Genomic DNA, 25,725 nt, shown 5'->3' with positions numbered 1-25,725 from the left:
AGAAGGACGGGCGCACGATGAAGCTGCAACAGAAAACAGAAGCCTTGTCGCAAGTGCTGACCGGACAGCCTGTTATTCCCGTCGTTCAGATCAGCAATCTTTCTCATGCAGTGCCGATGGCCAAGGCTCTGGTCGCCGGTGGTCTGCCGGCCATCGAGATCACGCTCAGAACGGCCGAGGCACTGGATGCCATTCGTCTTGTGGCCAATGAGGTCGAAGGGGCAATCGTCGGGGCCGGGACGATCCTCAACCCCAAGCAGTTCAAGGAAGCCGCCGATGCCGGCTCGCAGTTCATCGTCTCGCCTGGCACGACCGTGGAACTTCTCGGCGTGGCGAAGGACCATGCCGTGCCTTTCCTGCCCGGCGCGACAACGCCATCGGAAGTGATGAGCATGATGGAAGAGGGCTATTCCATCCTGAAGTTCTTCCCGGCTGAACAGAGCGGCGGCCGGGCCTATCTGAAATCGCTGTCCAGCCCGCTTGCTTCCGTCCGCTTCTGTCCGACGGGTGGCATCACGCCGCAGAGCGCGCCGGATTACCTCGCCCTGCCGAATGTTCTTTGCGTGGGCGGCTCATGGGTAACGCCGCAGGATGCGATGGATGCCGGAAACTGGGACGAGATCGAGCGTCTGGCGCGTGAAGCATCCGGCCTGAAAACCGCCTGAGATGCAGGAAGCCTCAGAACGCCGGGCCGTAAAGGCCAAGCTCGTTGAGCTGAAGGTGTTCGATAGCGTCTTTGGCGCTCTGTCGATCGCCATTGTATTTCTTGTCGAGGGCTTCCGTGAGTTTGGCGTCGGCCTCGCCGTCCGGGTTCGCGATGGCTGATATGACTTCATCAAGGCTTACACCAAGCTCGTCCAGACCGAGTTCTTCTTCTATCTCGCGGATGATCTTCTCACCCATCGGATCCCGAAGAATTTTGGCGACTTCGACCCTGAGCGCGGATGCATAGGCTGAGACCGTATCGAAGTCGTCTTGATCGACGTTCAGCGCTTCGCCGACCTCTTCGAACAGCTTCAATTTCCGTTCGTTGATATCGATGTGGTTGACGCTGAAGATCGATTCCGAGATCCGCATCTCTGCTCTGTTCGTCAATTCATTAACGGTCGTTTCGACATCAAGCCCGTTTTCCGCAGCGATCATCCCGATTGTCTGATCCAGCAGCTTGGGCTTCGGCTCCTCGGTGCCCTGGCGTATGAGGGCGAGCGCGCTGCCGGCAACGCGGCTGCTGATCGGTGTCATCGGGCAAAGGTTCCGGTTCTGCGAGAGCAGGTCATGAGGTGCCGGCGGCGCAATGCGTCAGCGCGAACGGATGAATGGAATCGAAAACGATCAGAAGAACGCATCATATCGGCCGAATTCATCGAGTTTCCGGGAAAGGTCTTCTGATGCGTCCTCGGTCTCCTTCTGCTCCTCGGGACCATTATATTTTTCGTCGAGCGCGTCATACAGCTTCTCGTCGCTCTCACCGTCCGGATTTGCGATCGCGTTGATGACGTCCTCGAGCGTGAAGCCCAATTCGTCGAGACCAAGATCTTTTTCAATAGTCCGGATTTGCTCCCGGCCAAGTCCTGTTTCGTCTTCAAGGAGCTCGTTGACCTTGATGCGCAACGCCGTGGCATAGGCCAAAGGCGTATCGAAATCGTCCTCGCGAATGTCGAGCGCTTCGCCGACATCAGTGAACAGCTTCATCTTCTGCTCGGTGACATCGATATGGCTGGCGTCGAAAACCGATTCACTGATCCTGTGCCTGGCGTTCTGCGATGTGCCGGATGATGCGCTCTCGATACTCAATCCCTGCGACACTGCGATCATCGAAGTTGAGCGGTCCTGCCCATCATTGTTTTCGGCAGGCTGTCTGACGCCGATCTGTTCGACGAGACGAAGGGCGACAACGTTATTGCTGGAAGAAATGGGCAGCATGGATATTCTCGCGCTTGGCGATCATGCATGGATCGGCTGCGCTATCGAACGCCGCGGAGTCATCCACCGGCTACTCGGACAACAGTCTCGCCCCGTATCGTTAAGAAAGTATTCTTGTCCAAAAATAAAGCCCGCCGGAAAAGCGGCGGGCTTCTAAACGGCATTGTCGGTTCGTGTCAGCGTTCGAAACGGGCAACCGTCTGGAAGTTGATCGCATTGCCGGAGAAGGCATTGCTCGCAACTTTCTGCGGCTCTTGAGTGAACGCCGTGATCACCATCTTGCTCGGCGGCGTGCGCAGCGAGCGGGTGGCTTCGGCCTCTTTGCGCTCGATCTTCGGCGATCCGATCTTGAGCGCCCAACGGGCCTGATCGACATCCTTCAGCCGAATCAGAGCTTCCTGACGCTGGGCTTCGAAGGCTGCTGCGTCGGCCTTGCCGGGACGAGCCGCTGTGCCCGTCGTGCCGGTCACCGCCGGCGAAACCATGTCGGCGCGGATACGCCGGCTTGTCGGAACATCGTTCATCGCCAGTTCGGTTGCCGGCTCAGCCGTCAAGCGGCCATTTCTGCTGCTGTTCGACGCGGATGCAAATGATACGGCCTGAAGGGCGGCAGCCGAGTCATCCGGGTTCCTTTCCGCGCGCACCGGGACAATCGGACTGGCATCCACCTTCTGCGTGGCATCCAGTGCCGCCAGCAGAGCGGATGCGTCGCTTTGTGGCCGCGTGACCGGGAGCGGAACAGGAAGGCGCGTATCAGCCACGGCGTTGGCAGCTTCAAGGGCGTCGTTGGACACGGTATTCTGCGAAGCGAGCGCGAGAACGGTCGGCGCTGGCTCCGCAGTGCGTGGCCGCGCGGTGGGAAGCGGTACGTCGACGGCTGCGAGCAGACTTCCGACTTCGTCATCCGTAGCCGTCGCGGGCACCTCCGGTGCGGTCTCGACTGTCGGCACGGTCGCCGAGCCTGCCTCCGGAATAGAGCCGGGGGGCACGGGCGCACCGGTTCGACGCGGCGACGTCACCGGCAGGGGCACGGATGAAGCGGGCAGGGCAGCAAGAAGCTGACCGGGTGACGGTTCAGGCTGACGGACAATTGCGGCCGGGACCGGATTGGACGCACGGGCCGGGGCACGAGCGATTGCGCTTTCGGCCTCATCCTCGGCTTCATCATTGCCGCCGCCAAACAGCGCGGCCAGAAAGCCGCCCGAAGAGCCGGAGGAGGCGTTACCGCCAGCATAGGCAATGCCCTTAGATTTCCGCTGCTTATAAGCGGTCATGGCCGTTTGATAGCCGGGCAACGGCTTGCCGTCGGCAGGCAGGTGCAGCGTGTTGCCTTTCGGGAAGACGCGCGCCAGTTCGTTGCGGCTCATGCGCGGCCATGCACGGACATTGCCGGTATCGAAGTGGACGAAGGGCGAGCCCGAGCGCGGGTAGAAACCGACGCCGCCGCCCTGCAACTTGAAGCCGATTTCGCGAAGCTTCGACAGCTTCACGCCCGGAATGTAAAAATCCATGGCCTTGCCGAGCATGTGCTGGCTTTTCTTGGCCTGGCCGCCGCGTGTGCGCCGAAGCATGGCGTTTGTCTTGGGCGAGCGGTAGCCGGAAATCACATGGATATATTCTCGCGAGCCGGTCTGACGGTGGGCTTCCCAGACGATATCCAGAAGCTGCGGATCGATCTTTGTCGGTTCGTCACGACGCCAGTCGCGCAGGAAATGGTTGATCTTCTTCAAGCCGCCGGCATCGTAACGGCCGTTACGCTTGAAGGTGATATCCGCTTTTTCCTTGGTATGAACGTTGTAGAGCTTGAGGGTTTGCGTTGCCGCATCGGCTTCCGCCGGAGAGATGAGGAAGACCGCCAGGGACGCGAGAACAGGCAAGCCGAAACGAGCCATTGGCGACATTCCACCAAATCCGCCGAACCAACGGCGTACACCCAGTCGATTATTCATCGCACCCGCCATATACTGTCGCCCCTATCCCCTCCAGCCAGAGCGGATAACGGCATTTACCATCCGTTCATCCTACCAATGGACTGGTTAATGACGACTTAGTGCTGTGTAAATGCGGTAACAGTTTGACAAAACCCGCCACGGGTTCCCAAAGGGCAATCTTATGGTTAGCGGCGGGTTAACAGGTGCGGGGACAGTCAGCCCGCGTCGCGGATGATCTCGGGATCGATGCCGAATTCCTTCAGCTTGCGGTAGAGGGTCGAGCGCCCGATGCCGAGCCGCCGTGCCACTTCGCTCATTTGCCCGCCATAGTGATCGATCGCGAAGCGGATCATCTCTTCCTCGATTTCCGCAAGCGCCCTGACGTCGCCCTCGCTATCGAGCGCAGCAAGAAAGCCGTCGGTCAGCTCGCTGCCCATATCATCGGAAGACGGCTGCTGGTCGGCCAGTCGCAAGGCTTTCGCCGCACGCTGCAGGTCACCAAGCTCGGAAGGCGATTGCAAAACCATTTCCATATGCCGCTCGGCGGCATGCGAACGCTCCTGCTCGGCAGGAGGGCTGCCCAGCTGCGTGGCGATCTGTGGGAAATCGGCTTCCGTCAGGTGCGGGCCTTCCGCAAGAACCACGGCACGGAAGATCGTATTCTCGAGCTGCCGGATATTGCCCGGCCAGTCGTAACGCATCAGCAGGTTCAAGGCGCCCCGCTCTATGCCCTTGATATGGCCTGCGCCTTCGCTGCGCACAAAACTGCGCGTGAACTGCTCGGCGAGCGGTGCGATGTCTTCGCGCCTTTCGCGCAAAGGCGGCATACGAATGGGGAAGACCGAGAGGCGGTAGTAGAGATCCTCGCGGAAACGGCCAGCCTGTACGGCAGAGACCAGATCGTGATGGGTTGCGGAGATGAAGCGGACATCGACCTTTTTGGTCTGACGAGCGCCGACGGCATCGACCTCGCCCTCCTGCACGGCGCGCAACAGCTTCACCTGCGCGTCGAGTGGCAGGTCGCCGATCTCGTCGAGAAACAGCGTGCCGTCATCGGCTTCGACAAACTTGCCGATCTGTCGTTCGGTTGCGCCGGTGAAAGCGCCTTTCTCATGGCCGAACAGAATGCTCTCGACCAGATTTTCCGGGATGGCGCCGCAATTGACTGTAACGAATTTCTTGCGACTGCGATCCGACGCATTGGCAATGGCGCGGGCGAGTCGCTCCTTGCCGACGCCGCTCTCACCCTCGATGATAACCGGAATGTTGGATGCGGCAGCTTTCTTGGCGATGGTGATAACGCGCGTCATCGCTTCCGACCGGGAGGTCAGATTGTCGAAGCCGGTAATGGCTGAGGGAGAGGCCGCCGGGCGACGGCGCGGCGTGGTAATCCTTTCCTGTACCTTGAGGGCATCATGCACGCAGGTCCGCAACCGCTCGGGCGCGACAGGTTTGACCACGTAATCGAATGCCCCCGCGCGCATGGCGGCGATGACGCTGTCCATGCCGCCTTTGGCCGTCAGAACAATGACGGGCTGATCGAAACCCTGTTCGCGCATGGCCGCGAGCGTTTCCAGCCCATCCATGCCGGGCATCATCAGGTCCAGAAGAACGAGATCGATCGCAGCGGTCGAGGTGTCGGCGAGGCTCTGCAGGGCTGCTTCACCGCTCTCGGCCTCGGCAACACGATAGCCGGCGCGTGTCAGCGCCTCCCTTGCGAGCCGCCGCTGAACGGGTTCATCATCTACAGTCAGAATCGTGATCGGCATGACCGGACAGGGCTTTCACATTGGGCAAACGTGGACCAACTTGGCACGAGCACCTAAATGGCAGCCCAAGAAACGAGGTTAATGGAAGGTGACTGTGTCTCGAGCGCCTTCCAGCGGGAGAACTTGATTATGAAATTCGTGCGTAATGCCTTCGAGCCTGTCTGCTCGCAATCGGAGCCGGCGGCGGCTCAAACGGGGGATCTTCCCGAATGGAACCTGGCCGACCTCTATGCCGGTCCGGATGATCCCGCGCTGAAGGACGACGTTTCCCGCGCAGCGGGCCTTGCTGAGACCTTTCAGGCGCGCTGGGCCGGAACGCTGGCCGAAGCCGCGCAGAAGACGGGCGACGAGGGGCTGGGCGCAGCGATCGAAGGGTTTGAAGCCATCGAAGAATTGATGGGCCGCATCATGAGCTATGCAGGCCTTTATTATTACGCGGATACGGCCGATGCTGCGCGCGGCAAGCTCTATGGCGACCTTGCCGGAAAGATAACCGAAGCGTCATCGCACCTGCTGTTCTTCCCGCTTGAAATCAACCGCATCGACGAAACCGATATGGCCGAAGCGATGAAGCGCGACCCGCGCCTGGCACAATACCGGCCTTGGGTCGAGGATCTGCGCAAGGAACGGCCCTATCAACTCGAGGACCGGATCGAGCAGCTTTTCCTGGAAAAGAGCCAGACCGCGGCCGGCGCATGGAATCGCCTGTACGACGAAACGCTCACGCATATGCGCTTCCATAGCGGGGTAGGTGAGGCCCTGCCGCTGGAGCCGGCGCTCAATCTGCTGATGGACGGGGATGCACAGGTTCGGGCAGACGCTGCCGCCGGACTGACAGGCGGTTTCCAGTCCCATATCCGTACCTTCACCCTGATTACCAATACGCTCGCCAAGGATCTGGAGATCAGCCAGCGTTGGCGTGGTTTTGGCGATATTGCCGATGGCCGCCATCTTGCCAACCGGGTCGAAAAAGACGTTGTCGATGCACTGGAAGAGGCAGTTGTCGCGGCATATCCGCGCCTTTCGCACCGGTATTACACGATGAAAGCGAAGTGGCTCGGCATGGAGAAGCTGAACCATTGGGACCGGAATGCACCGCTGCCGACCACGCAGCAGGAAACGATCGGCTGGAACCAGGCTCGGCAGACCGTGCTCGACGCCTATGGGGGGTTCGATCCGCGAATGGCTAACATCGCCAACGATTTTTTCGAGAAGAACTGGATCGACGCGCCGAGCCGGGAGGGAAAGGCCTCCGGTGCATTTTCGCACCCGACCGTGCCGAGCGCGCATCCTTATGTCCTGCTCAATTATCAGGGGCGCCCGCGCGATGTCATGGTGCTGGCCCATGAACTCGGTCACGGGGTTCATCAGGTTCTGGCCGGCAAGCAGGGTGCCTTGATGGCAGATACGCCGCTGACGCTGGCCGAGACGGCGTCAGTCTTCGGCGAGATGCTGACCTTCCGGTCGCTGCTGGAGCGTATGGACGACCCTGCGCAGCGCAAGGCCATGCTGGCCGGCAAGGTCGAGGACATGATCAATACGGTTGTTCGACAGATCGCCTTCTACCGCTTCGAGCGGAAGGTACATACGGCGCGGCGCGAGGGTGAGCTGACCAGTGAGGAGATCGGCCAGTTCTGGCTTGACGTGCAGGCCGAGAGCCTTGGCCCGGCCGTGCAGCTGAATGAAGGCTATGACGTCTGGTGGGCCTATGTGAAGCACTTCATCGCTTCACCCTTCTACGTCTATGCCTATGCGTTCGGGGATTGTCTGGTAAACTCGCTTTACGCGGTCTATCAGAACGCCTCGGATGGGTTCGCGGATCGTTACTTCGACATGCTCGCGGCCGGTGGCACCAAGCACCATTCGGACCTGCTCGCTCCCTTCGGCCTCGACGCATCCGACCCCGCCTTCTGGAGCAAGGGCCTATCGATGATCGAAGGCCTGATCGACGAGTTGGAAGAGGCCGACCAGGAAAGCTGATCGTTCTGGCCGGCCAGTATCTCACGGCCTGTTTGACATTGACTACCTTGCTCGACAAGAAAGCACCTTTGTGAGGGCTCAAACTTATGCGTCCTTGTGCGATCTAGGGGGAGTGGACGTGAGGGGTTCGTTTTTGAAGCGGATTAATCGGCGCTGATGGGGATTTCGGACTTTGCGGAATCACTTTTCCGTTCTCGCCCGGCGGCAAGGGGACCGATCCGCGCATGAAGATTGCCTATCGCGCCGATATTGACGGTCTGCGCTCTGTCGCGGTTATCAGCGTCCTTTTATTTCATGCTGAAATTGCCAGCTTTGCTGGAGGGTTTGTCGGGGTCGACATATTTTTTGTCATCTCTGGTTACTTAATCACATCAATTTTACTGAAGGAATTGAGTGCAACCGGACGGATTGACTTCGTCAATTTCTGGGCACGCAGGGTGCGGCGACTTTTGCCCATCGCTATCGTCGTCATATTAGCGACGTTACTTGCTTACCATATTCTGTTTTCAATCCCTCATTTTTATTATGCGGTAAGAGATGCGGTATGGGCAGTTGCATATCTTATAAATTGGAATAAAATTCAGTCAGCAGTTCAGTATTTTGATGAGGGCGGCGGTCAAGGGCCGTTTATATACTATTGGTCTTTGGCTGTCGAAGAGCAATTTTATCTCCTTGTTACAGTTTTATTTTTGCCTCTCATTTTAATTTTTCGTGGAAGACAGGGGGGGTAATGCTCGAATAATTATTCGCCGTATCGTTTTTTCAATACTGATATTAGGTGTTCTGTCTCTACTTATTTGTCTTTATTATAGTCAAAAATCTCAACCGGTTGCATTTTTTGGTACTCACGCGCGCGTGTGGCAGTTTGGCGCCGGCTCTCTCGTCTGCTTTCTGGAGCATTATCGGATTAAGCCCAGCTTCAGAATGCGTCTCCTATCCGTCTGGACCGGCGCTCTTCTGATCGTTCTTTCAATTGCGACTTTTGACGCCAATCTCCTCTATCCATCTTTCTTCGCTTTGATCCCGACTTTGGGAACGGCTCTCTTTATTTTTGCGGGCGTCAACGCAAATTCTGCTTCGCAAGACATACTTCAGCGTTTTTGAGCACCACCGGCCCGGTTCAAATCGGCCGTATTTCGTACTCTCTTTACCTATGGCATTGGCCGGTTTTCGTGATCTGGAAATCGAGCGTCGGGTCGTGGGGGGCCGTGGATATCTGCGGCGCTCTTTTGCTAACCATCTGTTTGTCGGTGCTCGGATTTATCTTCATCGAAAAGCCGGTCCGTTATTCGCCTCGTCTTGTGTCGCGTAAATATACGTCGGTTGGCGTGGCGCTTCTGTCGACCGCCGTCCTCGTCATCGGTTTGGTGCAGGTCAAGCAGGATATAGAGCAGATAAATATTATCTATCTCTCTGATGGTTCATCCATTTTCTCTCGCGAAGTTCGATACGATCTTCCGGCTATTTCTACCGGAGAGCGTAGGTGCCACCTTTCTTCTGAGATCGTAGAATACCCGCCATGCGAATTTGGCACCGCTTCTAGCGACCGCCGGATGGTTTTGTTTGGCGATAGTCACGCAGCGCAGTGGTTTCCGGTTTTAAAAGAAATCGCGGAAGATCAAGGTTTCAAACTGTTGGCTCGGACAAAAACGAACTGCTTTCCGAATGATATCCGTTTGTGGCACGATCAGTTGAAACGGCAGTACTTCGAATGTGACGAGTGGCGCGAAGCCGTGCTTGCCGAGATCGAGCGTTTAAAACCGGACGTCGTCTTTATGAGTGCCTATTCCCGTCATCACGTCGTTGATGACAAAGGGCAAACCTTAAAGGGTACAGCTCGGTTAGAAGCACTTGCATCGGGCGAAGAGAGAATTTTGGAGCGCATTTTGCAGACGGGTGCTCGTGTCGTCTTCTTCGCCGACACGCCCCGGATGGATATCGATCCACTTGATTGTCTAGTTAGCAATCCCCTTCGCTCGGATATGTGCACCACACCGAGGTCGCTGGCGCTTGCAAAAAGGTCGCCATGGTCTGTGTCAGACCAAAAGCCGAGACCCGACGTGGCCGTTATCGACATGACCGATAATTTCTGCTGGGACGACGTGTGCCGGGCTGCCAGTTCAAATTTCGTTATGATGCGTGATGCTCACCATATCGCCGTCAAATATTCGCTGACCTTGAGGCCAGAGGTGGAGAGAAAGATCGCGCAAATATTCGGTGATATTTTTGTGCGCCCGCGGGACGAAACGGCTGTTCTCAGGGACTAATCGTCGACCGGGAAAGCTGAGGTTGGCTTTTAGCGTTTTTCGGAGACGATACGCGTCAATTCGGCGATTTCGGCACGCAGCGCCTTCATTTCGCTCGTCATGGAGGCCTGATTGTCCTGCAGCGTGTGCCGCTCCTCGGCAGCAAGATCGTCGTGCTCGGCCTGCATGGCCGACACGATAATGCCGATGAACAGGTTCAGGACCGTGAAGGTCGTCGACATGATGAAGGCGATAAAGAAGATCCACGCCCATTCATATTGCTCCATCACCGGCCGTACGATGCCCATCGACCAGCTTTCGAGCGTCATGATCTGAAACAGGGAATAGGCCGATGCGCCGAGGTTTCCGAACCATTCGGGGAAGCTGCCCCCGAAGAGGCCCGTCGCCATGACTGCAAACACATAGAAGACGAGCGCCATCAGAACGATAATCGAGCCCATGCCGGGCAGGGCGTTCACAAGACCGGTCACGACCTTGCGAAGCGAGGGAATAACCGAGATCAGGCGCAGAATCCGCAGCACGCGAAGGGCGCGCAGGACCGCCAGATTGCCGGTTGCAGGCACGAGCGCGATGCCCACCACGAACAGGTCGAAGACGCGCCATCCATCATTGAAGAAGCGCAGGCGATGGACGAAGAAGCGCAGCGCCAGCTCGACGACGAAAAGCGCCAGAATGATTTTGTCGAGGATCACGAGCGCCGGGCCGATGGCGCGCATGACGGTGGGCGACGTTTCCAGCCCGAGAATGATCGCATTGACAACGACCAGCACGATGATCGTCCATTCGAAGCGTGAGGATGCAATGAGCCGGGCCGCGCGGCTACGAAGTCCCCCCTCCGACGCATCCGGCCGCGCTGTCTGCCTATCGTCAACCAAGGTCTCGCTCATCGCCGCTGCATCGGGTCCAATTGTCGATCAGAATCGATCTGCATGTACGGACGGCGGGGGCTGGGCGCAATGAGCGATGCGGAGTGCCGCGCGATTTCGATCAGGTATCGGGTAGGTTAATCCTCCGAGCGTGTCGATCCTTCCCGGTCGCGCTCATAGTGCCGTATGCCGTCGAAGGGTGGCAGCCAGCTTTCGCGGCGAACCGTCCAGAGTTCATAGGTCGGCTGGAACTGGTCGGGCGCATCGAGAGAACCGATGTTGACTTCGATTTCGTCATCCGAGCGGGAATAGACCGCTGAGCCGCAGTTTGGACAGAAAAAGTGATCTCGGTAACTGGCGGTCACTCCTTCGATGCTGACGGCATCCTCCGGAAAGATCGCTGATGCATGAAAAAGAGCACCGTGGTGTTTTCGGCAGTTGAGGCAATGGCAGAGGCCGACGCGATAAGGCTCGCCGCGCGCCGTCAGCCGAACCTTGCCGCACAAGCAGCCACCGGTCGTTTCTTCAGGTGAAGTCATTGCGGACGCAACCTTTCTATCGCCTTGCCGAGACCTGTTCGGAACGCTTCGTCGAAACTCACCTCATCTGCCTTCCAGTTTTTCGCTTCGCCGGAAAGACGCCATGTGGCGTCCCAGTCGGCACCATCAGGATTGAGCGTCAGAAGACCATAGAGAACCGGATGGTCCTGTTCCGTGAGCGCCGGCGGGCCTTCGAAAACAAACGATTTGAGGTCGCCGACATCGAGGGTGTCGCTGTTCTGGTCCGGCAAGCTGACGGGCAAGCCGCGCTCGACGGCGGTATCGATGAGGGCGAGGCGTTGACCAAAGCCCTCTGCGCCTGTTTCCCGGAGGATGTAGCGGCCGCCCGGTGTTTCAATCGCAAGACGAATTTCCAGGGTCGGACGCTCTTCTAGCCATGGCTTAAAGCCTGCCGACCGGATGGCCGACAGGAGCGGCTCGCGTTCGAAACAGACGCGGAGGAAATGCGGCCGCTCGCGTGTCCCCTGCTCGTCATGGACCGGGATATCCTTCATCCGGTCTTCGAGTTCGAGCTTCTCGACCGGCGGATCGAAGCTCGACGGCATCGCATTATCAGCGGCAGAGGCCTCGTCGCCGGTCAGCTTGACGAGAACCTGTCTGAGGGTCTCGGCGACGCCGCGAGACTTTTCCGGATCGACTGTTCCGGTGATGATCGTTGTCGCACAGTTGAGACCCTGAAAATCGGCGGGATCCGCCACGGCTCGACCGCCGACTGGAACTGTGAGCGCCAAACCGAGCGTTGCGGCAAAGAGAGGTTTCATGGCGCAGTTTCCAATTATTGCGGCGGTCGATTGTTTCGCGGGGTGATGGCATGGCTGCCCTACAACGGCCGTAAGGCCGTCGCGGCTGGTCAGCCTTCCAGCTTATCCTGGGTGCTTGTCTCGAAATCCTCGGCCGAATGGCGTTCGCGGAGCTGGAACTTCGGTTCGCCCGTCATCTTGTTGACCATGCGACCACGCGAGACGGCCGGGCGCGCATCGATCTGCTTTGCCCAGCGCATGACGTGCTCATATTCGTGGACGGACAGAAATTCCGCCGCGTCATAGGCGCGGCCGAGCACAAGCTGTCCGTACCAGGGCCAAGTGATGATATCGGCGATCGTATAATCGCTACCGGCCAGATAGTCCTTTTCGGCCAGTTCACGGTTCAGCACGTCGAGTTGGCGCTTCACTTCCATCGCATAACGGTTGATGGGATATTCGTACTTTTCCGAGGCGTAATTGTAGAAGTGGCCGAACCCTCCGCCGAGAAAAGGCGTCGCGCCCATCTGCCAGAACACCCAGTTGAGCGTCTCAGTGCGTCCGGCATGATCGGTCGGCAGAAACGCCCCGAATTTCTCGGCCAGATAGAGAACGATGGAACCGCTTTCGAAAACCCGGACCGGGGGATTTTCGCTATGGTCGGCCAGCGCCGGAATTTTGGAATTGGGATTGATCTCGACGAAGCCGCTGCCGAATTGGTCGCCCTCGCTGATGTCGATCAGCCACGCATCGTATTCCGCGCCGGAATGGCCGGCTTCCAGCAATTCCTCGAACATCACCGTTGCCTTCACGCCATTGGGTGTCGCCAGGGAATAGAGCTGGAAGGGGTGGTCGCCGACAGGAAGCTCCTTGTCGTGCGTCGGGCCGGCGACCGGCCGGTTGATCTTGGCGAAGCGGCCGCCGCTCTCGCTATCCCAGGTCCAGACTTTCGGTGGGGTGTATGTATCGCTCATAATCATGTCCTGTCGGGTTGTTCCGCCATGAGATAGGACACAGTTTTACGGCGTCCCGTTCTTGAACCGGCTCAGATTGTGCTAGGTGCGCGGGGACCCGCCCGCTGACGAAAATGATAATCAGGAGATCAAGCCCATGGCCGAACAGAACTGGCCCGTGCATGCCAAGATCACAGGACCGATCGTGATGATCGGTTTCGGCTCCATCGGACGGGGAGCCCTGCCTTTGATCGAGCGGCATTTCGATTACGACAAGAGCCGGTTCACAGTCATCGACCCTAAGGCGGTGGAGGGCGACAAGAAATTGCTGGAAGATCGTGGCATTCCGCTGATCGAGGAGGCCGTTACCAAGGAGAACTACCGGGACCTGCTGACGCCGCTTCTGACCGCGGGCGAAGGGCAGGGCTTCTGCGTCAATCTTTCCGTCGACACCTCCTCACTCGATCTGATGAGACTGTGCCGTGAACTGGGCGTGCTCTACATCGATACGGTGGTAGAGCCCTGGCTCGGCTATTATTTCGACGACAGCCTCGGCAATGCCGCGCGCACCAATTACGCGCTGCGCGAAACCGTGCGCTCCGAGAAGCGCGCCAATCCAGGGGGCACGACCGCCGTTTCCTGCTGCGGAGCCAATCCCGGCATGGTCTCGTGGTTCGTGAAGCAGGCCCTCGTCGATGTCGCGAACGATATCGGCATGGAGTTCAAGGAACCGGCAACGGATGATCGCGAAGGCTGGGCGAAGCTGATGCGCGATGCCGGCGTCAAGGGCGTTCACATTGCCGAGCGCGATACGCAGCGCACCAAGAGCCCGAAGCCAATGGGCGAGTTCTGGAACACATGGAGCGTCGAGGGTTTCGTCGCCGAGGGATTCCAGCCTGCGGAACTGGGCTGGGGCACGCATGAGAAGTGGATGCCGGAAAACGCCAAGACACAGGCCGAAGGGTCGGGTTGTCTGTCTGCGATCTACCTCGAACAGCCAGGCGCCAATACCCGCGTACGCACGTGGTGCCCGACACCGGGGGCGCAATACGGTTTCCTCGTCACGCATAATGAAAGCGTTTCGATCTCGGATTTCTTCACGGTCGGCGAAGGATTGAAGCCGGACTACCGGCCGACCGTCCATTACGCCTATCACCCCGCAGACGACGCGGTGCTGTCTTTGCACGAGATGTTCGGCAATGGTGGAGAGATGCAGCCGGAATATCATGTTCTCGACGAAGACGAGATCGTCGATGGCGTCGATGAACTCGGCGTTCTTCTCTATGGCCATGAGAAGAACGCCTATTGGTACGGATCGCGCCTTTCCATCGAAGAGACGAGGGATATCGCGCCCTATCAGAACGCGACGGGCCTTCAGGTGACTTCGGCCGTTCTTGCGGGAATGGTCTGGGCGCTGGAAAATCCCGAGGCGGGCATCGTCGAGGCGGACGAGATGGACTACAAGCGCTGCCTGGAGATCCAGAAGCCCTATCTCGGTCCCGTGGAGGGCCATTACACTGACTGGACGCCGCTCAAGGACCGCAACAAATATTTCATCGAAGCCATCGATGAGAGCGATCCGTGGCAATTCCGCAATGTTCTGGTGGCGTTTTAACCAGATTGTCCGTATTTGACCGCTACCGGCAATCTATTTCGTTGCCTGCACCAACAGGTCGCGCAAGAGTGGCCCTCATTCCGGTCGGGTGTCCGACCGTTCCATGCCTACGGGAGAAACGATCATGAACAACCGCGCACTTGCCATGCTGCTCGTCGCTGGCATCGCGGCAGCCGGCTGTACCACAGGGCCGCGCTCCACCCAGCAGGCCGCCAATACACCGCCTCCGTCCCGGGTGAGCGGTCAGTGGATGGCGACCGACGGGGTGGCCATGTCGAACTTCACTCCCGGAGGGCGCTTCACCACAACACTTCGCGCGACAGGTGAAACGGTGACCGAGGGAACCTATTCGGAAACCGGCGACCGCGTAGCGCTCGATTTCTATTCGGTGCGTCAGCAGCGGCAGTCTCAGGCAACATGCACCTTCTCCGGTCGCGAAACGCTCAACTGCCGAAACGATACGGGGTCGCAGTTCACGCTCGTTCGCAATGCGGTGGGGTGAACGACAGCGCCTGCTGCGCTGTCTCCAATGACACAAGCGGCGTCGTGGGATAGCCTGATCGGATGATGAACCTTCATTATACACGCCGGTCGTTTTTTGCTGGCCTTCTGTCGGTCGGCCTCGCGTTGCTTCTCACGCCGGCGAGCCGGGGTGATGACGCCGTTGCCGGTCCGCTGGTCTTTGCTGCGGCGTCGATGACAGATGCGCTGAATGACGTGGCAGAGCGCTACGCGTCAGAAGGACACGAGGCGCCGCGTTTTTCATTCGCATCCTCCTCCACGCTCGCCAAGCAGATCGCGCAGGGCGCACCTGCCGATCTTTTCATTTCCGCCAACACGGACTGGATGGATTGGCTGGCCCGTCAGAATGCTATTCAGCCGGACAGCCGAGGCGATATTGCGCGCAATGTTCTCGTCATTGTGGGTCCGGAGGGCGCCGCAACGGCCAAGAGTGCCGAAGCCGCTCTGAAGGAGGAGCGGGTTGCTATTGGCGATCCGAGCCATGTGCCCGCAGGGATCTATGCCAAGGAGGCGCTCCAAAGCGCAGGGCTTTGGCAAACCGTCGAGAGTCGCGCCGTTCTCGGCGAGAATGTCCGGATCGCGCTCGAGCTTGTCAGGCGAGGCGAAGTGGCGCGCGCCATTGTCTACGCATCCGATCGTCTTGCTGCGCCCGAACTCGCGATCCTCTATGAATTTCCGGATTCGAGCCACGATCCGATACGCTATCCTGCCGCCGTGACGGCCGGCGCGCAGAACCCCGCGGGTGCCGAAGCGTTTCTGAGATTTCTTCAGTCGCCGGACGGGCAGGGCGCTTTGAAGGATGCGGGATTCCGCACCGTGGGCGATGGTGACGTGGGTGGATGAGCGAAACTGAGATCCGCATCGTTCTGCTTTCGCTTCGTGTGGCAGGTGTCGCCATCGTTATTGCCTTGCCTCTCGCATTCGCAGTCGCCTGGCTCTTCGCGCGCAAGGAGTTTCCCGGCAAATCGGTGGCCCAGTCGCTCATCATGCTTCCGCTCGTGGTTCCGCCGGTCGTGACAGGCTATGGCTTGCTTATTCTGTTCGGGACACAGGGGCCGGTGGGTGGGCCGCTTCGCGATTGGTTGGGGTTCGTCTTCGCCTTCCGATGGACCGGCGCCGCACTCGCCGCCGGCGTGATGGCCTTTCCTCTCCTTGTCAGGCCGATCCGTCTATCGCTCGAGGCGGTCGATCCATCCCTTTCCGAGATGGCCCGCACATTGGGTGTGGGGCGCTTCCGGCGCTTTCTCACCATCACGCTGCCGCTCAGTTTGCCCGGTCTCATCGCGGGAGGCATTCTCGGCTTCGCCAAGGCCTTGGGCGAGTTTGGCGCGACGATCACGTTCGTATCGAATGTGCCTGGGGAAACGCAAACGCTTTCGCTGGCCATTTATTCGCTGCTGCAGAGCCCGAGCGGAGATGCCGCGGCACTGCGACTGATCGGGTTCTCCGTCGCGCTGGCACTCGGGGCGGTTATCGTTTCCGAACTGGTGCAGAAACGGCTGGGCGCCGGGGTAGCCGGGACATGAGCGGCAATCTCAGCGTCGATGTTCGTTTACGGCAGGGGTCGTTTCAGGCCGAGTGTCGCTTTGAAAGTGGGCTGGGAATCACTGCTCTGTTTGGCCCTTCCGGGGCGGGCAAGACAACGATTTTGCGAGCGATCGCCGGACTGGTGCCGAATGCCCTCGGTTCGATCAGGCTTGATGATCGGGTGTTGCTGGATAGTGAAACCGGCATCGATGTGCCGGCGGAACAGCGGCGCGTCGGCTTCGTCTTCCAGGAGGGGCGGCTTCTCCCGCATCTCAGTGTGTCGTCCAACCTCGCCTATGGACGACATGGAGGGCGCGGGCCGGACGCTACCTCTCTATCCAGAATGGCCGATTTTTTAGGAATTGCGCACCTTCTGGGCCGCAAGCCGCGCACCCTTTCCGGTGGAGAGCGGCAACGCGTGGCCATTGGGCGGGCGCTTCTCTCGGGCCCTTCGCTTCTTCTGATGGACGAACCTCTTGCGTCGCTCGACCCGGCGCGACGCGCCGAACTCATCCCGATGATCGAGGCGATACGCGACGAGAGCCGGATCCCGATCGTTCTCGTCAGTCATAATGTGAGCGAAGTGGCCCGGCTGGCGGAAACGCTCGTCGTGATGGACGCCGGGCAGACCGTTGCGGCCGGCCCAGCAATCGACGTTTTTCCGCGTTTCGAAACGGATGTGGCGCTTGGTCGCAGCGAAGCGGGCGCCTTGCTTGAAGGCAAGGTCGTCGGTATCGATCGGCAATACCAGATCACGAGGGTCGATCTTGGTGGAGAGACGCTCGAACTCACCCATGGCGGCTTTGTCGAAGGGCAAAGCGTGCGTCTGCGGATTCTCGCCAGTGACGTCAGCCTCGCGGTGGGTGATGCGATCACCGCCGAAGGGCTCTCCATACGCAATCGGCTCTCGGCGCGGATAAAGCGGATCGCCCCGGATCGTGACGGCCCTTACGTTGAGTTGCTGCTCTCGGTGGGGCGGGGGGCGTTGCGCGCGCGGCTGACCCGCAAAAGCGTGGATGAGATGGCGCTCGTCGAAGGCCAGCAGGTCGGAGCGCTCATCAAGGCGGTCTCGGTCGAGCGCCGACAGCAGGATTGATCGGAAACACGAGGCGCACGCAACTTTTGACGAGGTGGCGACGTATCGTTTCTGACCATTCAATGGAGGATCTGGCTCGGGTCGATCAGATTCTCTCTCGCATCACGGAGTTTTCATGCGCCTTGCCGTGCTGTTCACCTGGTTCTGCGGTCTGTTCCTTTCCGGATGCAGCGGAGCAAGCCTCCTCAATGCGGTGACGAGCAATAGCGGCCTCTCTGTCGAGCGCGGCATCGCCTATGGTGAGGCCGACAGGCACCGCTACGATATCTACAGACCAAAGGATCGGGCGCCGGAAGCACTGGTCGTTTTCTACTATGGAGGAAGCTGGAAGAGCGGAAGCCGGGGCATGTACGAGTTCGTTGGCGCGTCACTTGCCAAGGAAGGGTTTACGGTTGCCATTCCGGACTATCGGCTGCATCCGGACGTCAATTTTCCGACCTTCGTCGACGATGCCGCGCTGGCGTTTTCCGTCATCGAAAAGGAAGAGGGCAGGGGCCTGCCCGCTTTTGTCATGGGCCATAGCGCCGGGGCGCATATCGGTGGGCTGATGACCTTCGATCGCCGCTATCTGGCGCGTTACCGCATTGATCCATGCGAAGCCATAGCGGGCTTCATCGGCATCTCCGGCCCTTATAATTTCGATATCACCGAAGAATGGAAGCCGGTCTTTCCGCCGCAAACGCGCGAGCGCAGCCAGGTCATCGATTTTGCCGGCGGCAAACACCCGCCGTCGCTGCTCATTCATGGGCTGGACGATGAGACGGTCCATGCTTTGGACACCAGACAGATGACCGAAGCATTGCGAAAGTCGGGCAACCGCGTCGATAAAGAATTGCTGGAAGGTGTCAGTCATGTGGATACGATCGCAGCGTTCTCCTGGCCGCTGCGTTCGCGGGCTCCGTCCCTGGTGCTGGTAAAGGATTTTATTCAGCGCACAGCCAAGTCACCATCCGGTTGTGATGCCTAAAACTCTGTCATCATAATCGTTTACTTGATAATATGACCCGCCTTTTAAGACGTCATATTGCCACAACTTGCCCGTTAACACTTTCTTCACCAGTTTAGACGAGTATCGGGTCAGCCAGCAATTATCCTCCTCCCAAGGCTGGTTCTCTAAAGGGCGCTCGATTTCCTCCCCGAGCGCCCTCTCTTTTCGCCATCGAGACAGGTTTTTGGTTGAGAGTGGACTCTCGTTCATCCTACGGGAAGCGATGAACGACGGAGGCTGCCGTGAACACACCCTCAGACCTTTCCAATTGGATCCCGAGGCCGAGACCTTCACCCGAACGTCTCACTGGTTCGCTGGTCGAACTGACGGGTTTTCAGCCTGCCAAGGATGCTGCCGCGCTTTGGTCCGCCTTCGGTGAGAGGCGTTTCAATGATCTGATCCGTTATTTCCCGAACAAGGATTTCAATTCCGAGGCTCAGTTCCGGCGCTGGCTGGAAGCGGCGCAGGGAGACTGGCACACCATGGTTTTTCGACGCCTGGCGGATCATTCGGCCATCGGCATGGCCTCCTATATGCGTATCGACGAAAAGAACGGCGTTTGCGAAACGGGAGCGGTCGCTCACGCTCCGGCTGCGCAAGGCACGCCGGAGGTGACTGAAGCTCACTTCCTCATGGCGCGGCATGTTTTCGACGATCTCGGCTATCGGCGTTTCGAATGGAAACTCGACAATCGCAACGAAGCCAGCCACCGCGCTGCGCAACGCCTTGGCTTCACCTTCGAGGGTGTTTTCCGTCAACATATGGTCTCGCGTGGCCGCAATCGCGATACGGCATGGTATGCCATGATCGATACCGAATGGCCGGTGATCCGTCGCGCCTTTGAAATCTGGCTTGAGCCGTCCAATTTCGACGCCGAGGGGCAGCAGAGGAAACGACTTGCCGATATCCGTGCCGATCTTCTATCAACGCCGTGACAAGACACGCCCGTCGGTACCTGTATCGCCTACTCGTGATGGCGATTGCCGAGCAGCAACAGGCCGAATGATTGTGCCTCCGAACCGAAAGGCCTTTCCATGACAACCGAGACACGGAGAACGGCCATTGCGGCGGCTATTATCACTCTTGTCTTTCTGGTGGGCTGGATATTCATCCCCGACCTCGTCTTGAAGGCGGCCGAGGTTTCGCCTTGGCTTGGCGTCATCGTGGCGGCGATTTTCGTGCTCACCTTTCCCGCGTTGTTCTGGCTGAGGAGCCGTCAGAACCGGCGCAGAGAGCATCTCGATCGCGAGCGGTAGAAGCCCGGTCGTTCCGTCAGGCGGAGGCCATGGCTCCCGCCAGCAGCATGATGCCGAGAATGGTAATCAGGCCCGCGCCGAGCAACTCCACCACCAACTGAACCTGGCGAGCAACCGCGCTGCCAGTGCCGCCGGCAAAACGTATGGCGACATTCTTCGCCGTGACCGCGAGGGTCGCCAGAGCAGCGACGGTGATGGCCGTTCCGAGCGCCATGGCGAAAACCGATCCAATGCCTGCGACCACCATGCCATTCAGGAAGGCGAAGGTCAGGACGATCAGCGCGCCGGAGCAGGGCCGCAGCCCCACTGCAATGACGGCGGAAAGCGCCTCGGTCGGCCGAAAACGCTCGCCGGCGATTTGGCTCGGGTCGGGCATGTGAGCATGACCGCAACTGGAACAGACTTCGCCGGGCGCGTGGTGGTGAGCGTGCGTGGCATCGCCATGGTGATGGTGGACGTGTTCATGCACATGGTCGGCATGATCGTCGTGCGGCGCGAAATGATGATGTGTGGCGACAAGGGCGACACCGCCGCCGGAGATGGCCATCGGTGCTGCGGCCGGGCGGCGCCTGAAGGTATTTTTGAGGAGAGGCAGGAGCTTTCTGGCCAGTAACCACAGGCCGAATCCGGTCAGAAATGCGTAAGAGAGGATTTCCAGCGTGAAGACCGTATCGGTCTGCGAAATGGCCGTGCCACGGAGGACCAGGAAGACCGCGCTGATAATCGCCACGGCCATGAGCCCCTGAAGAAGAGCCGACACGAGCGACAGGACGATACCACGGCGAAGCGCGATCTCGTTGGCAACCATATAGGTGGAGATCACAGCCTTGCCGTGGCCGGGGCCGGCGGCGTGAAGAATGCCATAGAGGAAGGAGAGCCCGATGAGGGTCCAACCCGCGGCGGGGTTGCTCCTCATGGCCAGAAGCGCGTCCTTCATCAGCGTATAGAACTGCTTCTGCTGCTCGAAGATAAAGCGTCCGACTTCGCCGAAGAGGCCGCTGCTGATGGGTTTGGCCGCTGGTTCGGCGGCGCCTATGCCGAGCGACGACTGCGCAAGAGCCGGCATGGTGATGATCATGACAGCGGCAAGGCCCAACAGCGCAATGCTTAGAGCGTTACGGTATCGATACGGCACTCTCATCCGTCCGCTTTCTGGCAGTTGAGTTCAAGACGCGTGGCGAAGATGCCGCTCGGGTTCATCGTATCGGTCGTGTCGTAGAAATACTGGTCGAGCTGATCGGCATTTTCCTCGATCAGCTTGTCGGGATCGGGCCTTATGACCGTGCGCTCGCATTGGGAGGGCAGTCCTTCGCTGACAAGGTCGCTATCGTTCTGAAAATCGATGGCGGTATAAAAGGTCGGGTCGAAGACGCCGAAGGCCAGTTTGCCGGAAAGTGGCACGGGCGGCATGGTCCGGCTCTCGAAAAAGACCAGGAGCCGGCCATCCTGCAGGTCGGTCGCGATGACAGGGGGCGGCATCATGGGCGCCGCTTTTCCGTTGACGGTGACGGACTGGAAATAATCGAACTCTGCGGTCGATTCCCGGATGACCTTGCCGACGGCCTCCAATTCGGCGGCGTCGAGCGTGTCGTCGGCGTTGGAATCGAACTCCATGATGACTGTCGCCGTGAAGATATCGTCGAAGCGCCAGACGTGCCGAAGAGCCGTGACGGTGTCGCCCTCGATCACCACTTCCATGCGGGCCTCGGCCCAGACATGGGGATGCGACAAGGCGGCTGCCGGCGCCATGACGGCCATGGCCGAGAACGTCAGAATGCGTATTGCTGCCTTGTACATGCTTCGGTTCGCCCTCTCGCCCACGAGGAAGCCATGCCTGCGCATGATGGCGTCAGTTTGACCGCAAGTGGCCGGTGTCAGCCCACCGAGGCGTGTTTCTTGTGCCAGTCGGCAAGAAAATCGACGCAGGCACGGACGCGGGCCGGCAGATAGCGCCGGTGTGGATAGACGGCGTAGATACCGCCGTCGCGCACCATATAGTCGTCCAGAACCGAAACGAGGCGCCCGGAAGCCAGATCATCCATGACAGCGAATCTGGGAAGCATGGCGAAGCCGAGATTTTGCAGAAGGCCTCGTCTCGCGACGACCGGGCTGTTGACTTCCAACTGGCCGGATACGTTGACGGAAAGTCTCTCTCCGCTTGGCGTCGTGAACGGCCAGTTGGTCCGCCAGCGGCCATTGGTGTCACAGATGCAAGGCTTGTCGGCCATGTCCTCCGGCCTTTCCGGCCGGCCATACCGTTCGATCACCTCCGGTGAGGCGCACAGGGCAAGGGTGAAGTCGCCGAGCTTTCGGGCGATCATGGAGGAGTCCTGAAGGCGCGCGATCCGCACGGCGATGTCGTAGCCTTCTTCGACCAGATCGACGAAGCGATCCTCCAGATGGACGTCCAGCTTCACATCCGGGAACGCCTTGGCAAAAGCGATCAGCGAATCGCCGATGACGGCGTCGGCATAGGAGCGCGGTGCGGTCAGCCGCAGCCTGCCGCCGACTTCACCGGAGGCATCGCGCACCGAATCGCGCAGGGAATCGATGTCACTGATGATTTCGACCGCACGCCCGTAATAGGCGTGGCCCGCATCGGTCAGCGAAAACTGCCGTGTTGTCCGGTTGAGGAGGAGGGCGCCCACCTCGTCCTCGAGTTCACGGACATATTTGCTGAGTAAAGCCTTCGACCGCCCAATCCGCCGCGCCGCTGCCGAGAAACCTTCGGCATCAACAACATCAATAAAGGCGCGCATCCGCGTCAGAGTATCCATGGAGCCTATCTCTCCCGCCTGTATCGGCAGCACATGAGGGCAAGGAACGGAAAATGCAAGCGCAACGATTTTTGCCTCTTGCATCCGCCCTCGCTCATATCTATATCGCTTCTGCCCAAAGTCGCACGTGCCTGTGGGCGTCCGCCGAGCCCCCGTATGGTGGGGGCGACGGTAAGGTACCTGGAACTAACCGCTCCAGTCGTATCTCCGGCCTACCGGATTTGATGCGAGGACGTCTTGAAGCAACGACACTAGCGGGCCTTTTCGATCTCTCCCGGCGTCCACAGCCGGGGTTCTAAGAGGCACTTTACTGCGTTGCTCGATGTGCGGCGGGTTCTTCCTCCAAACTGACGGCAAGACAAAGCGAACGGTCTCCGCGCTGACGCGTTGGGATCATGTTCACCGTCGCCGAGCGGCGAATGTCTGACTCAGGGTCTCCACCGGCTGGGTTCGGCAGCGTCGATCTGCACTTTGTCACCGCGTCATCAACGCCAAGGGTAGGCGAGTGGCGCGCAACGTTCGGATAGCCGGTCCGCCGGCCACGGGGGAAAGCCATGACAACCCAGCGCATTCAAGACTTCTTCGCCACCCGACGTCCCGATGGACCTTGCCTGGTCGTCGACACCGAGGTGGTTCGCGACAATTTCAACGCCTTCAAGCATGCGCTGCCGGACAGCCGCATTTTCTATGCCGTCAAGGCCAACCCGGCGCCGGAAATCCTTCGCCTGCTCGCCTCGCTCGGCTCGTCTTTCGATTGCGCCTCCGTGGCTGAAATCGAAATGGCGCTTGAAGCCGGTGCGACCGCAGACCGCATTTCCTACGGCAACACCATCAAGAAAGAGCGCGACATTGCCCGTGCCCGCGCGCTCGGCATCGACCTGTTCGCTGTCGACTGCCACGAGGAAGTCGACAAGATTTCCCGTGCTGCGCCCGGCGCTCGTATATTCTGTCGTGTGCTGACGGACGGAGAAGGTGCTGAATGGCCGCTGTCGCGCAAATTCGGCTGCGTGCCGGTGATGGCCGTCGATGTTCTGGAGCATGCCGTCAACCACGGTTTGCAGGCCTATGGTGTGTCGTTCCATGTCGGCAGCCAGCAGACCGATCTCGACGCATGGGACAAGGCTCTGGCCGATGCCAATGCCGTGTTCCGCGCCATGGCCGAAAAGGGTGTGACGCTGCAGATGGTCAATATGGGCGGCGGATTTCCGACCCGTTATCTCAAGGACGTGCCGGCTGCTGAAGCCTATGGCCGGGCGATCTTCTCGGCGCTGCGCAAGCATTTCGGCAACCAGATCCCGGAGACCATCATCGAGCCGGGCCGCGGCATGGTCGGTAATGCAGGCGTCATCAAGAGCGAAGTCGTCCTGATTTCGAAGAAGAGCGCCGAAGACAAGGTTCGCTGGGTCTATCTCGATATCGGCAAGTTCGGCGGTCTGGCCGAAACGATGGATGAGGCGATCCGCTACCCGATCACCACCACGCGTGACGGCGATGAGACCGAGCCTTGCGTGCTGGCGGGTCCGACCTGCGACAGCGCCGACGTGATGTACGAGAAGAAGCCTTATCCGCTGCCGATCACGCTCACCATCGGGGACGAGGTTCTGATCGAAGGTACGGGCGCCTACACCACGACCTATGCTTCGGTCGCCTTCAACGGCTTCGAGCCGCTCCGATCCTACGTCATCTGACGGACGTCTAACGCCCGTCAGTTCGAAACGCCGCCGGCTTCGCCATCGCGAGCCGGCGGGCTTCCGACGCTCGCCCTTTTGTTTGGGGTTTCGCCATGCTACCGATTGCTTCTCTCGCCAACACTGTTGCTCCGCTCCCGCTTGGTAGCGGCAATGATCGCGCGCCGATGCTCTATGCCATCGCAAATGAGCAGTCGGGGGATGTGCGCGCCCGCGAAGCCTTGCTTGACCGTGCAATGGGCCCCCTTCGGAAGCGCAAAAGCTCGGAAGTCATCCGCCGCGGACGGCTTCCCGCGGAAGGCCTTGCCTTCGTTGCCCGTTCGCTTTCCGGCGCCCTCATCGGCACGGTCCGTCTGTGGCATGTGGATGCGGGCGGTCGGCCGGCGCTTTTGCTTGGTCCGCTGGCGGTGGCGCCGGAGGCCAAGGGAACCGGCATCGGTTCGGCTTTGATGCTTCATGCGATCGAAGCGGCTGAGCGCCTCGGCCATCAGGCCATCCTGCTTGTCGGCGACGCGCCTTATTACGAGCGTTTCGGTTTCGAGCTCGCGCCAGCCGCCCTGTCGATGCCTGGGCCGTTTGCCCGGGAGCGCTTCCTCGCTCTCACCTTCAAACCGGAGGCGCTGGACGGCGCTGCCGGTGTTCTGCGGCCGACTGGCGCGAAGATCTCCCGCGCCTCTGCCGCCTTGGCGCTCGCGGCCTGAGGGTCTGGCTTGAGCGTTCAAAAGAATGGCCCGCGACGGATGTGTTCCGCCGCGGGCCATTCTGCTTTCGGGCCGTAGTCGATCAGAAAAGCTGCTGCAGCTTCATGGCGACACTCATATCGCCATCGACCTTGAGTTTGCCGGACATGAAAGCCTGGGTGGGATCGAGATCGCCCTCGATCATCTCCTCCAGGTCGCTCTTGTCCAGGCTGATCGTGCAGTCGGCCGGCTTGTCTTCGGTGGTGACCTCGTTTCCGTCGATCACCATGACGCCATCATCCCCGCAATCGAACTTGACGGAGTCGCTGAAGTCGCTCTCCTTCACCTGCGGACGGATTTTTTCGGCGATATCGTCCATGGCCATGTTGGTATCCTCTCCTCTCGGCATGGTATTGGTCAGGTTCTAGCCATGCCTTTGATTGACGTTAACGTCAACCAATTCCTGTTTCTGTTGCAGCTCTGCCGCACATGGTCAATGAAAAGGGGCGCGGCGCGATTGTAATGTGGGGCGCGCCTTCTGCGTGTCTAAGATAAACCGCAAACAGGCTGCTGTTTGTGATGGGGGA

At 59.5% G+C, this 25,725-nt stretch carries 26 protein-coding genes; 14 read left to right on the top strand and 12 right to left on the bottom strand.

Annotated features, from left to right (window positions below; all coding sequences use genetic code 11):
• Positions 1 to 23: 23 nt before the first annotated feature.
• Positions 24 to 665, top strand: a complete 642-nt coding sequence (locus D8780_RS09785) for a 2-dehydro-3-deoxy-phosphogluconate aldolase (RefSeq protein WP_121646500.1) — start codon at positions 24 to 26, stop codon at positions 663 to 665.
• A gap of 13 nt (positions 666 to 678) precedes the next feature.
• Here D8780_RS09785 and D8780_RS09780 read toward each other — a convergent pair whose 3' ends face one another.
• From D8780_RS09780 to D8780_RS09765, 4 genes are all read right to left on the bottom strand, one after another.
• Positions 679 to 1,242 carry a hypothetical protein gene (locus D8780_RS09780; protein ID WP_121645422.1) on the bottom strand — a complete coding sequence of 188 codons (564 nt, stop codon included), beginning with the start codon at positions 1,240 to 1,242 and terminating at the stop codon, positions 679 to 681.
• Between the two features lie 90 nt (positions 1,243 to 1,332).
• Complete coding sequence (locus D8780_RS09775) at positions 1,333 to 1,923, bottom strand: hypothetical protein (RefSeq protein ID WP_121645421.1); 591 nt, start codon at positions 1,921 to 1,923, stop codon at positions 1,333 to 1,335.
• A gap of 176 nt (positions 1,924 to 2,099) precedes the next feature.
• Positions 2,100 to 3,815 (bottom strand): peptidoglycan L,D-endopeptidase MepK, encoded by a 1,716-nt coding sequence (locus D8780_RS09770; protein ID WP_158598481.1) that lies wholly within the window; start codon positions 3,813 to 3,815, stop codon positions 2,100 to 2,102.
• A 254-nt stretch (positions 3,816 to 4,069) separates the two neighbouring features.
• Entirely contained in the window at positions 4,070 to 5,623 is a 1,554-nt protein-coding gene (locus tag D8780_RS09765; RefSeq protein ID WP_121645419.1) for a sigma-54-dependent transcriptional regulator, read from the bottom strand.
• A gap of 129 nt (positions 5,624 to 5,752) precedes the next feature.
• Here D8780_RS09765 and D8780_RS09760 point away from each other — a divergent pair, with 129 nt between their 5' ends.
• The 3 genes from D8780_RS09760 (at position 5,753) to D8780_RS09745 (ending at position 9,870) form a co-directional block, all read left to right on the top strand.
• The gene (locus D8780_RS09760; RefSeq protein WP_121645418.1) at positions 5,753 to 7,603 is read left to right on the top strand and encodes a M3 family oligoendopeptidase; all 1,851 of its coding nucleotides are present in this window, start codon (positions 5,753 to 5,755) and stop codon (positions 7,601 to 7,603) included.
• A gap of 224 nt (positions 7,604 to 7,827) precedes the next feature.
• Positions 7,828 to 8,334, top strand: a complete 507-nt coding sequence (locus tag D8780_RS09755) for an acyltransferase family protein (RefSeq protein WP_121645417.1) — start codon at positions 7,828 to 7,830, stop codon at positions 8,332 to 8,334.
• 369 nt (positions 8,335 to 8,703) lie between these two features.
• Positions 8,704 to 9,870 carry an acyltransferase family protein gene (locus tag D8780_RS09745; protein ID WP_121645415.1) on the top strand — a complete coding sequence of 389 codons (1,167 nt, stop codon included), beginning with the start codon at positions 8,704 to 8,706 and terminating at the stop codon, positions 9,868 to 9,870.
• A 29-nt stretch (positions 9,871 to 9,899) separates the two neighbouring features.
• On the opposite strand, the gene D8780_RS09740 is transcribed toward D8780_RS09745, so the two are convergent.
• From D8780_RS09740 to yghU, 4 genes are all read right to left on the bottom strand, one after another.
• Positions 9,900 to 10,757 carry an ion transporter gene (locus tag D8780_RS09740; RefSeq protein WP_121645414.1) on the bottom strand — a complete coding sequence of 286 codons (858 nt, stop codon included), beginning with the start codon at positions 10,755 to 10,757 and terminating at the stop codon, positions 9,900 to 9,902.
• A gap of 116 nt (positions 10,758 to 10,873) precedes the next feature.
• Entirely contained in the window at positions 10,874 to 11,275 is a 402-nt protein-coding gene (locus D8780_RS09735; RefSeq protein ID WP_121645413.1) for a GFA family protein, read from the bottom strand.
• On the bottom strand, positions 11,272 to 12,057 hold the full coding sequence (locus tag D8780_RS09730) for a DUF2066 domain-containing protein (protein WP_121645412.1): 786 nt from the start codon (positions 12,055 to 12,057) through the stop codon (positions 11,272 to 11,274). Before D8780_RS09730 ends, D8780_RS09735 begins: the two co-directional genes overlap by 4 nt.
• Before the next feature lie 89 nt (positions 12,058 to 12,146).
• Positions 12,147 to 13,010, bottom strand: a complete 864-nt coding sequence (gene yghU / locus D8780_RS09725; RefSeq protein WP_121646499.1) for a glutathione-dependent disulfide-bond oxidoreductase — start codon at positions 13,008 to 13,010, stop codon at positions 12,147 to 12,149.
• 136 nt (positions 13,011 to 13,146) lie between these two features.
• On the opposite strand from yghU, the gene D8780_RS09720 reads away from it, so the two are divergent.
• The 8 genes from D8780_RS09720 to D8780_RS09685 all read left to right on the top strand — a co-directional run bounded on the left by D8780_RS09720 (position 13,147) and on the right by D8780_RS09685 (position 19,993).
• Positions 13,147 to 14,604: a homospermidine synthase gene (locus D8780_RS09720; protein ID WP_121645411.1), complete on the top strand. Its 1,458-nt coding sequence runs from the start codon at positions 13,147 to 13,149 to the stop codon at positions 14,602 to 14,604.
• A 124-nt stretch (positions 14,605 to 14,728) separates the two neighbouring features.
• Complete coding sequence (locus D8780_RS09715; RefSeq protein WP_121645410.1) at positions 14,729 to 15,106, top strand: Omp10 family outer membrane lipoprotein; 378 nt, start codon at positions 14,729 to 14,731, stop codon at positions 15,104 to 15,106.
• Positions 15,107 to 15,168: 62 nt separating this feature from the next.
• Positions 15,169 to 15,969, top strand: coding sequence for a molybdate ABC transporter substrate-binding protein (gene modA / locus D8780_RS09710; RefSeq protein WP_121645409.1), 801 nt, complete (start codon positions 15,169 to 15,171; stop codon positions 15,967 to 15,969).
• On the top strand, positions 15,966 to 16,652 hold the full coding sequence (gene modB, locus D8780_RS09705) for a molybdate ABC transporter permease subunit (RefSeq protein ID WP_121645408.1): 687 nt from the start codon (positions 15,966 to 15,968) through the stop codon (positions 16,650 to 16,652). Before modA ends, modB begins: the two co-directional genes overlap by 4 nt.
• Complete coding sequence (gene modC, locus D8780_RS09700) at positions 16,649 to 17,749, top strand: molybdenum ABC transporter ATP-binding protein (protein ID WP_121645407.1); 1,101 nt, start codon at positions 16,649 to 16,651, stop codon at positions 17,747 to 17,749. The genes modB and modC overlap by 4 nt, the downstream gene beginning before the upstream one ends.
• A gap of 115 nt (positions 17,750 to 17,864) precedes the next feature.
• Entirely contained in the window at positions 17,865 to 18,716 is an 852-nt protein-coding gene (locus D8780_RS09695) for an alpha/beta hydrolase (RefSeq protein WP_121645406.1), read from the top strand.
• 263 nt (positions 18,717 to 18,979) lie between these two features.
• Positions 18,980 to 19,672 carry a GNAT family N-acetyltransferase gene (locus D8780_RS09690; RefSeq protein ID WP_245412319.1) on the top strand — a complete coding sequence of 231 codons (693 nt, stop codon included), beginning with the start codon at positions 18,980 to 18,982 and terminating at the stop codon, positions 19,670 to 19,672.
• 99 nt (positions 19,673 to 19,771) lie between these two features.
• On the top strand, positions 19,772 to 19,993 hold the full coding sequence (locus D8780_RS09685) for a hypothetical protein (RefSeq protein WP_121645405.1): 222 nt from the start codon (positions 19,772 to 19,774) through the stop codon (positions 19,991 to 19,993).
• Positions 19,994 to 20,009: 16 nt separating this feature from the next.
• On the opposite strand, the gene D8780_RS09680 is transcribed toward D8780_RS09685, so the two are convergent.
• The 3 genes from D8780_RS09680 to D8780_RS09670 all read right to left on the bottom strand — a co-directional run bounded on the left by D8780_RS09680 (position 20,010) and on the right by D8780_RS09670 (position 22,770).
• Positions 20,010 to 21,134: a nickel/cobalt transporter gene (locus D8780_RS09680; RefSeq protein ID WP_121645404.1), complete on the bottom strand. Its 1,125-nt coding sequence runs from the start codon at positions 21,132 to 21,134 to the stop codon at positions 20,010 to 20,012.
• Positions 21,131 to 21,790: a DUF1007 family protein gene (locus tag D8780_RS09675; protein ID WP_121645403.1), complete on the bottom strand. Its 660-nt coding sequence runs from the start codon at positions 21,788 to 21,790 to the stop codon at positions 21,131 to 21,133. The genes D8780_RS09680 and D8780_RS09675 overlap by 4 nt, the downstream gene beginning before the upstream one ends.
• A gap of 77 nt (positions 21,791 to 21,867) precedes the next feature.
• Entirely contained in the window at positions 21,868 to 22,770 is a 903-nt protein-coding gene (locus tag D8780_RS09670) for a LysR family transcriptional regulator (protein ID WP_121645402.1), read from the bottom strand.
• A gap of 554 nt (positions 22,771 to 23,324) precedes the next feature.
• Here D8780_RS09670 and odc2 point away from each other — a divergent pair.
• Positions 23,325 to 24,458: an ornithine/lysine decarboxylase gene (gene odc2 / locus D8780_RS09665; protein ID WP_121645401.1), complete on the top strand. Its 1,134-nt coding sequence runs from the start codon at positions 23,325 to 23,327 to the stop codon at positions 24,456 to 24,458.
• A gap of 167 nt (positions 24,459 to 24,625) precedes the next feature.
• Positions 24,626 to 25,159: a GNAT family N-acetyltransferase gene (locus tag D8780_RS09660; protein WP_121645400.1), complete on the top strand. Its 534-nt coding sequence runs from the start codon at positions 24,626 to 24,628 to the stop codon at positions 25,157 to 25,159.
• Positions 25,160 to 25,241: 82 nt separating this feature from the next.
• Here the strand turns inward: D8780_RS09660 and D8780_RS09655 are convergent, their stop codons facing one another.
• Positions 25,242 to 25,523 carry an SCP2 sterol-binding domain-containing protein gene (locus D8780_RS09655; RefSeq protein WP_121645399.1) on the bottom strand — a complete coding sequence of 94 codons (282 nt, stop codon included), beginning with the start codon at positions 25,521 to 25,523 and terminating at the stop codon, positions 25,242 to 25,244.
• Positions 25,524 to 25,725: the final 202 nt, after the last annotated feature.

Source organism: Notoacmeibacter ruber, from assembly GCF_003668555.1.
Lineage (GTDB): Bacteria > Pseudomonadota > Alphaproteobacteria > Rhizobiales > Rhizobiaceae > Notoacmeibacter > Notoacmeibacter ruber.
This window is presented reverse-complemented; position numbering and strand designations above follow the sequence as displayed.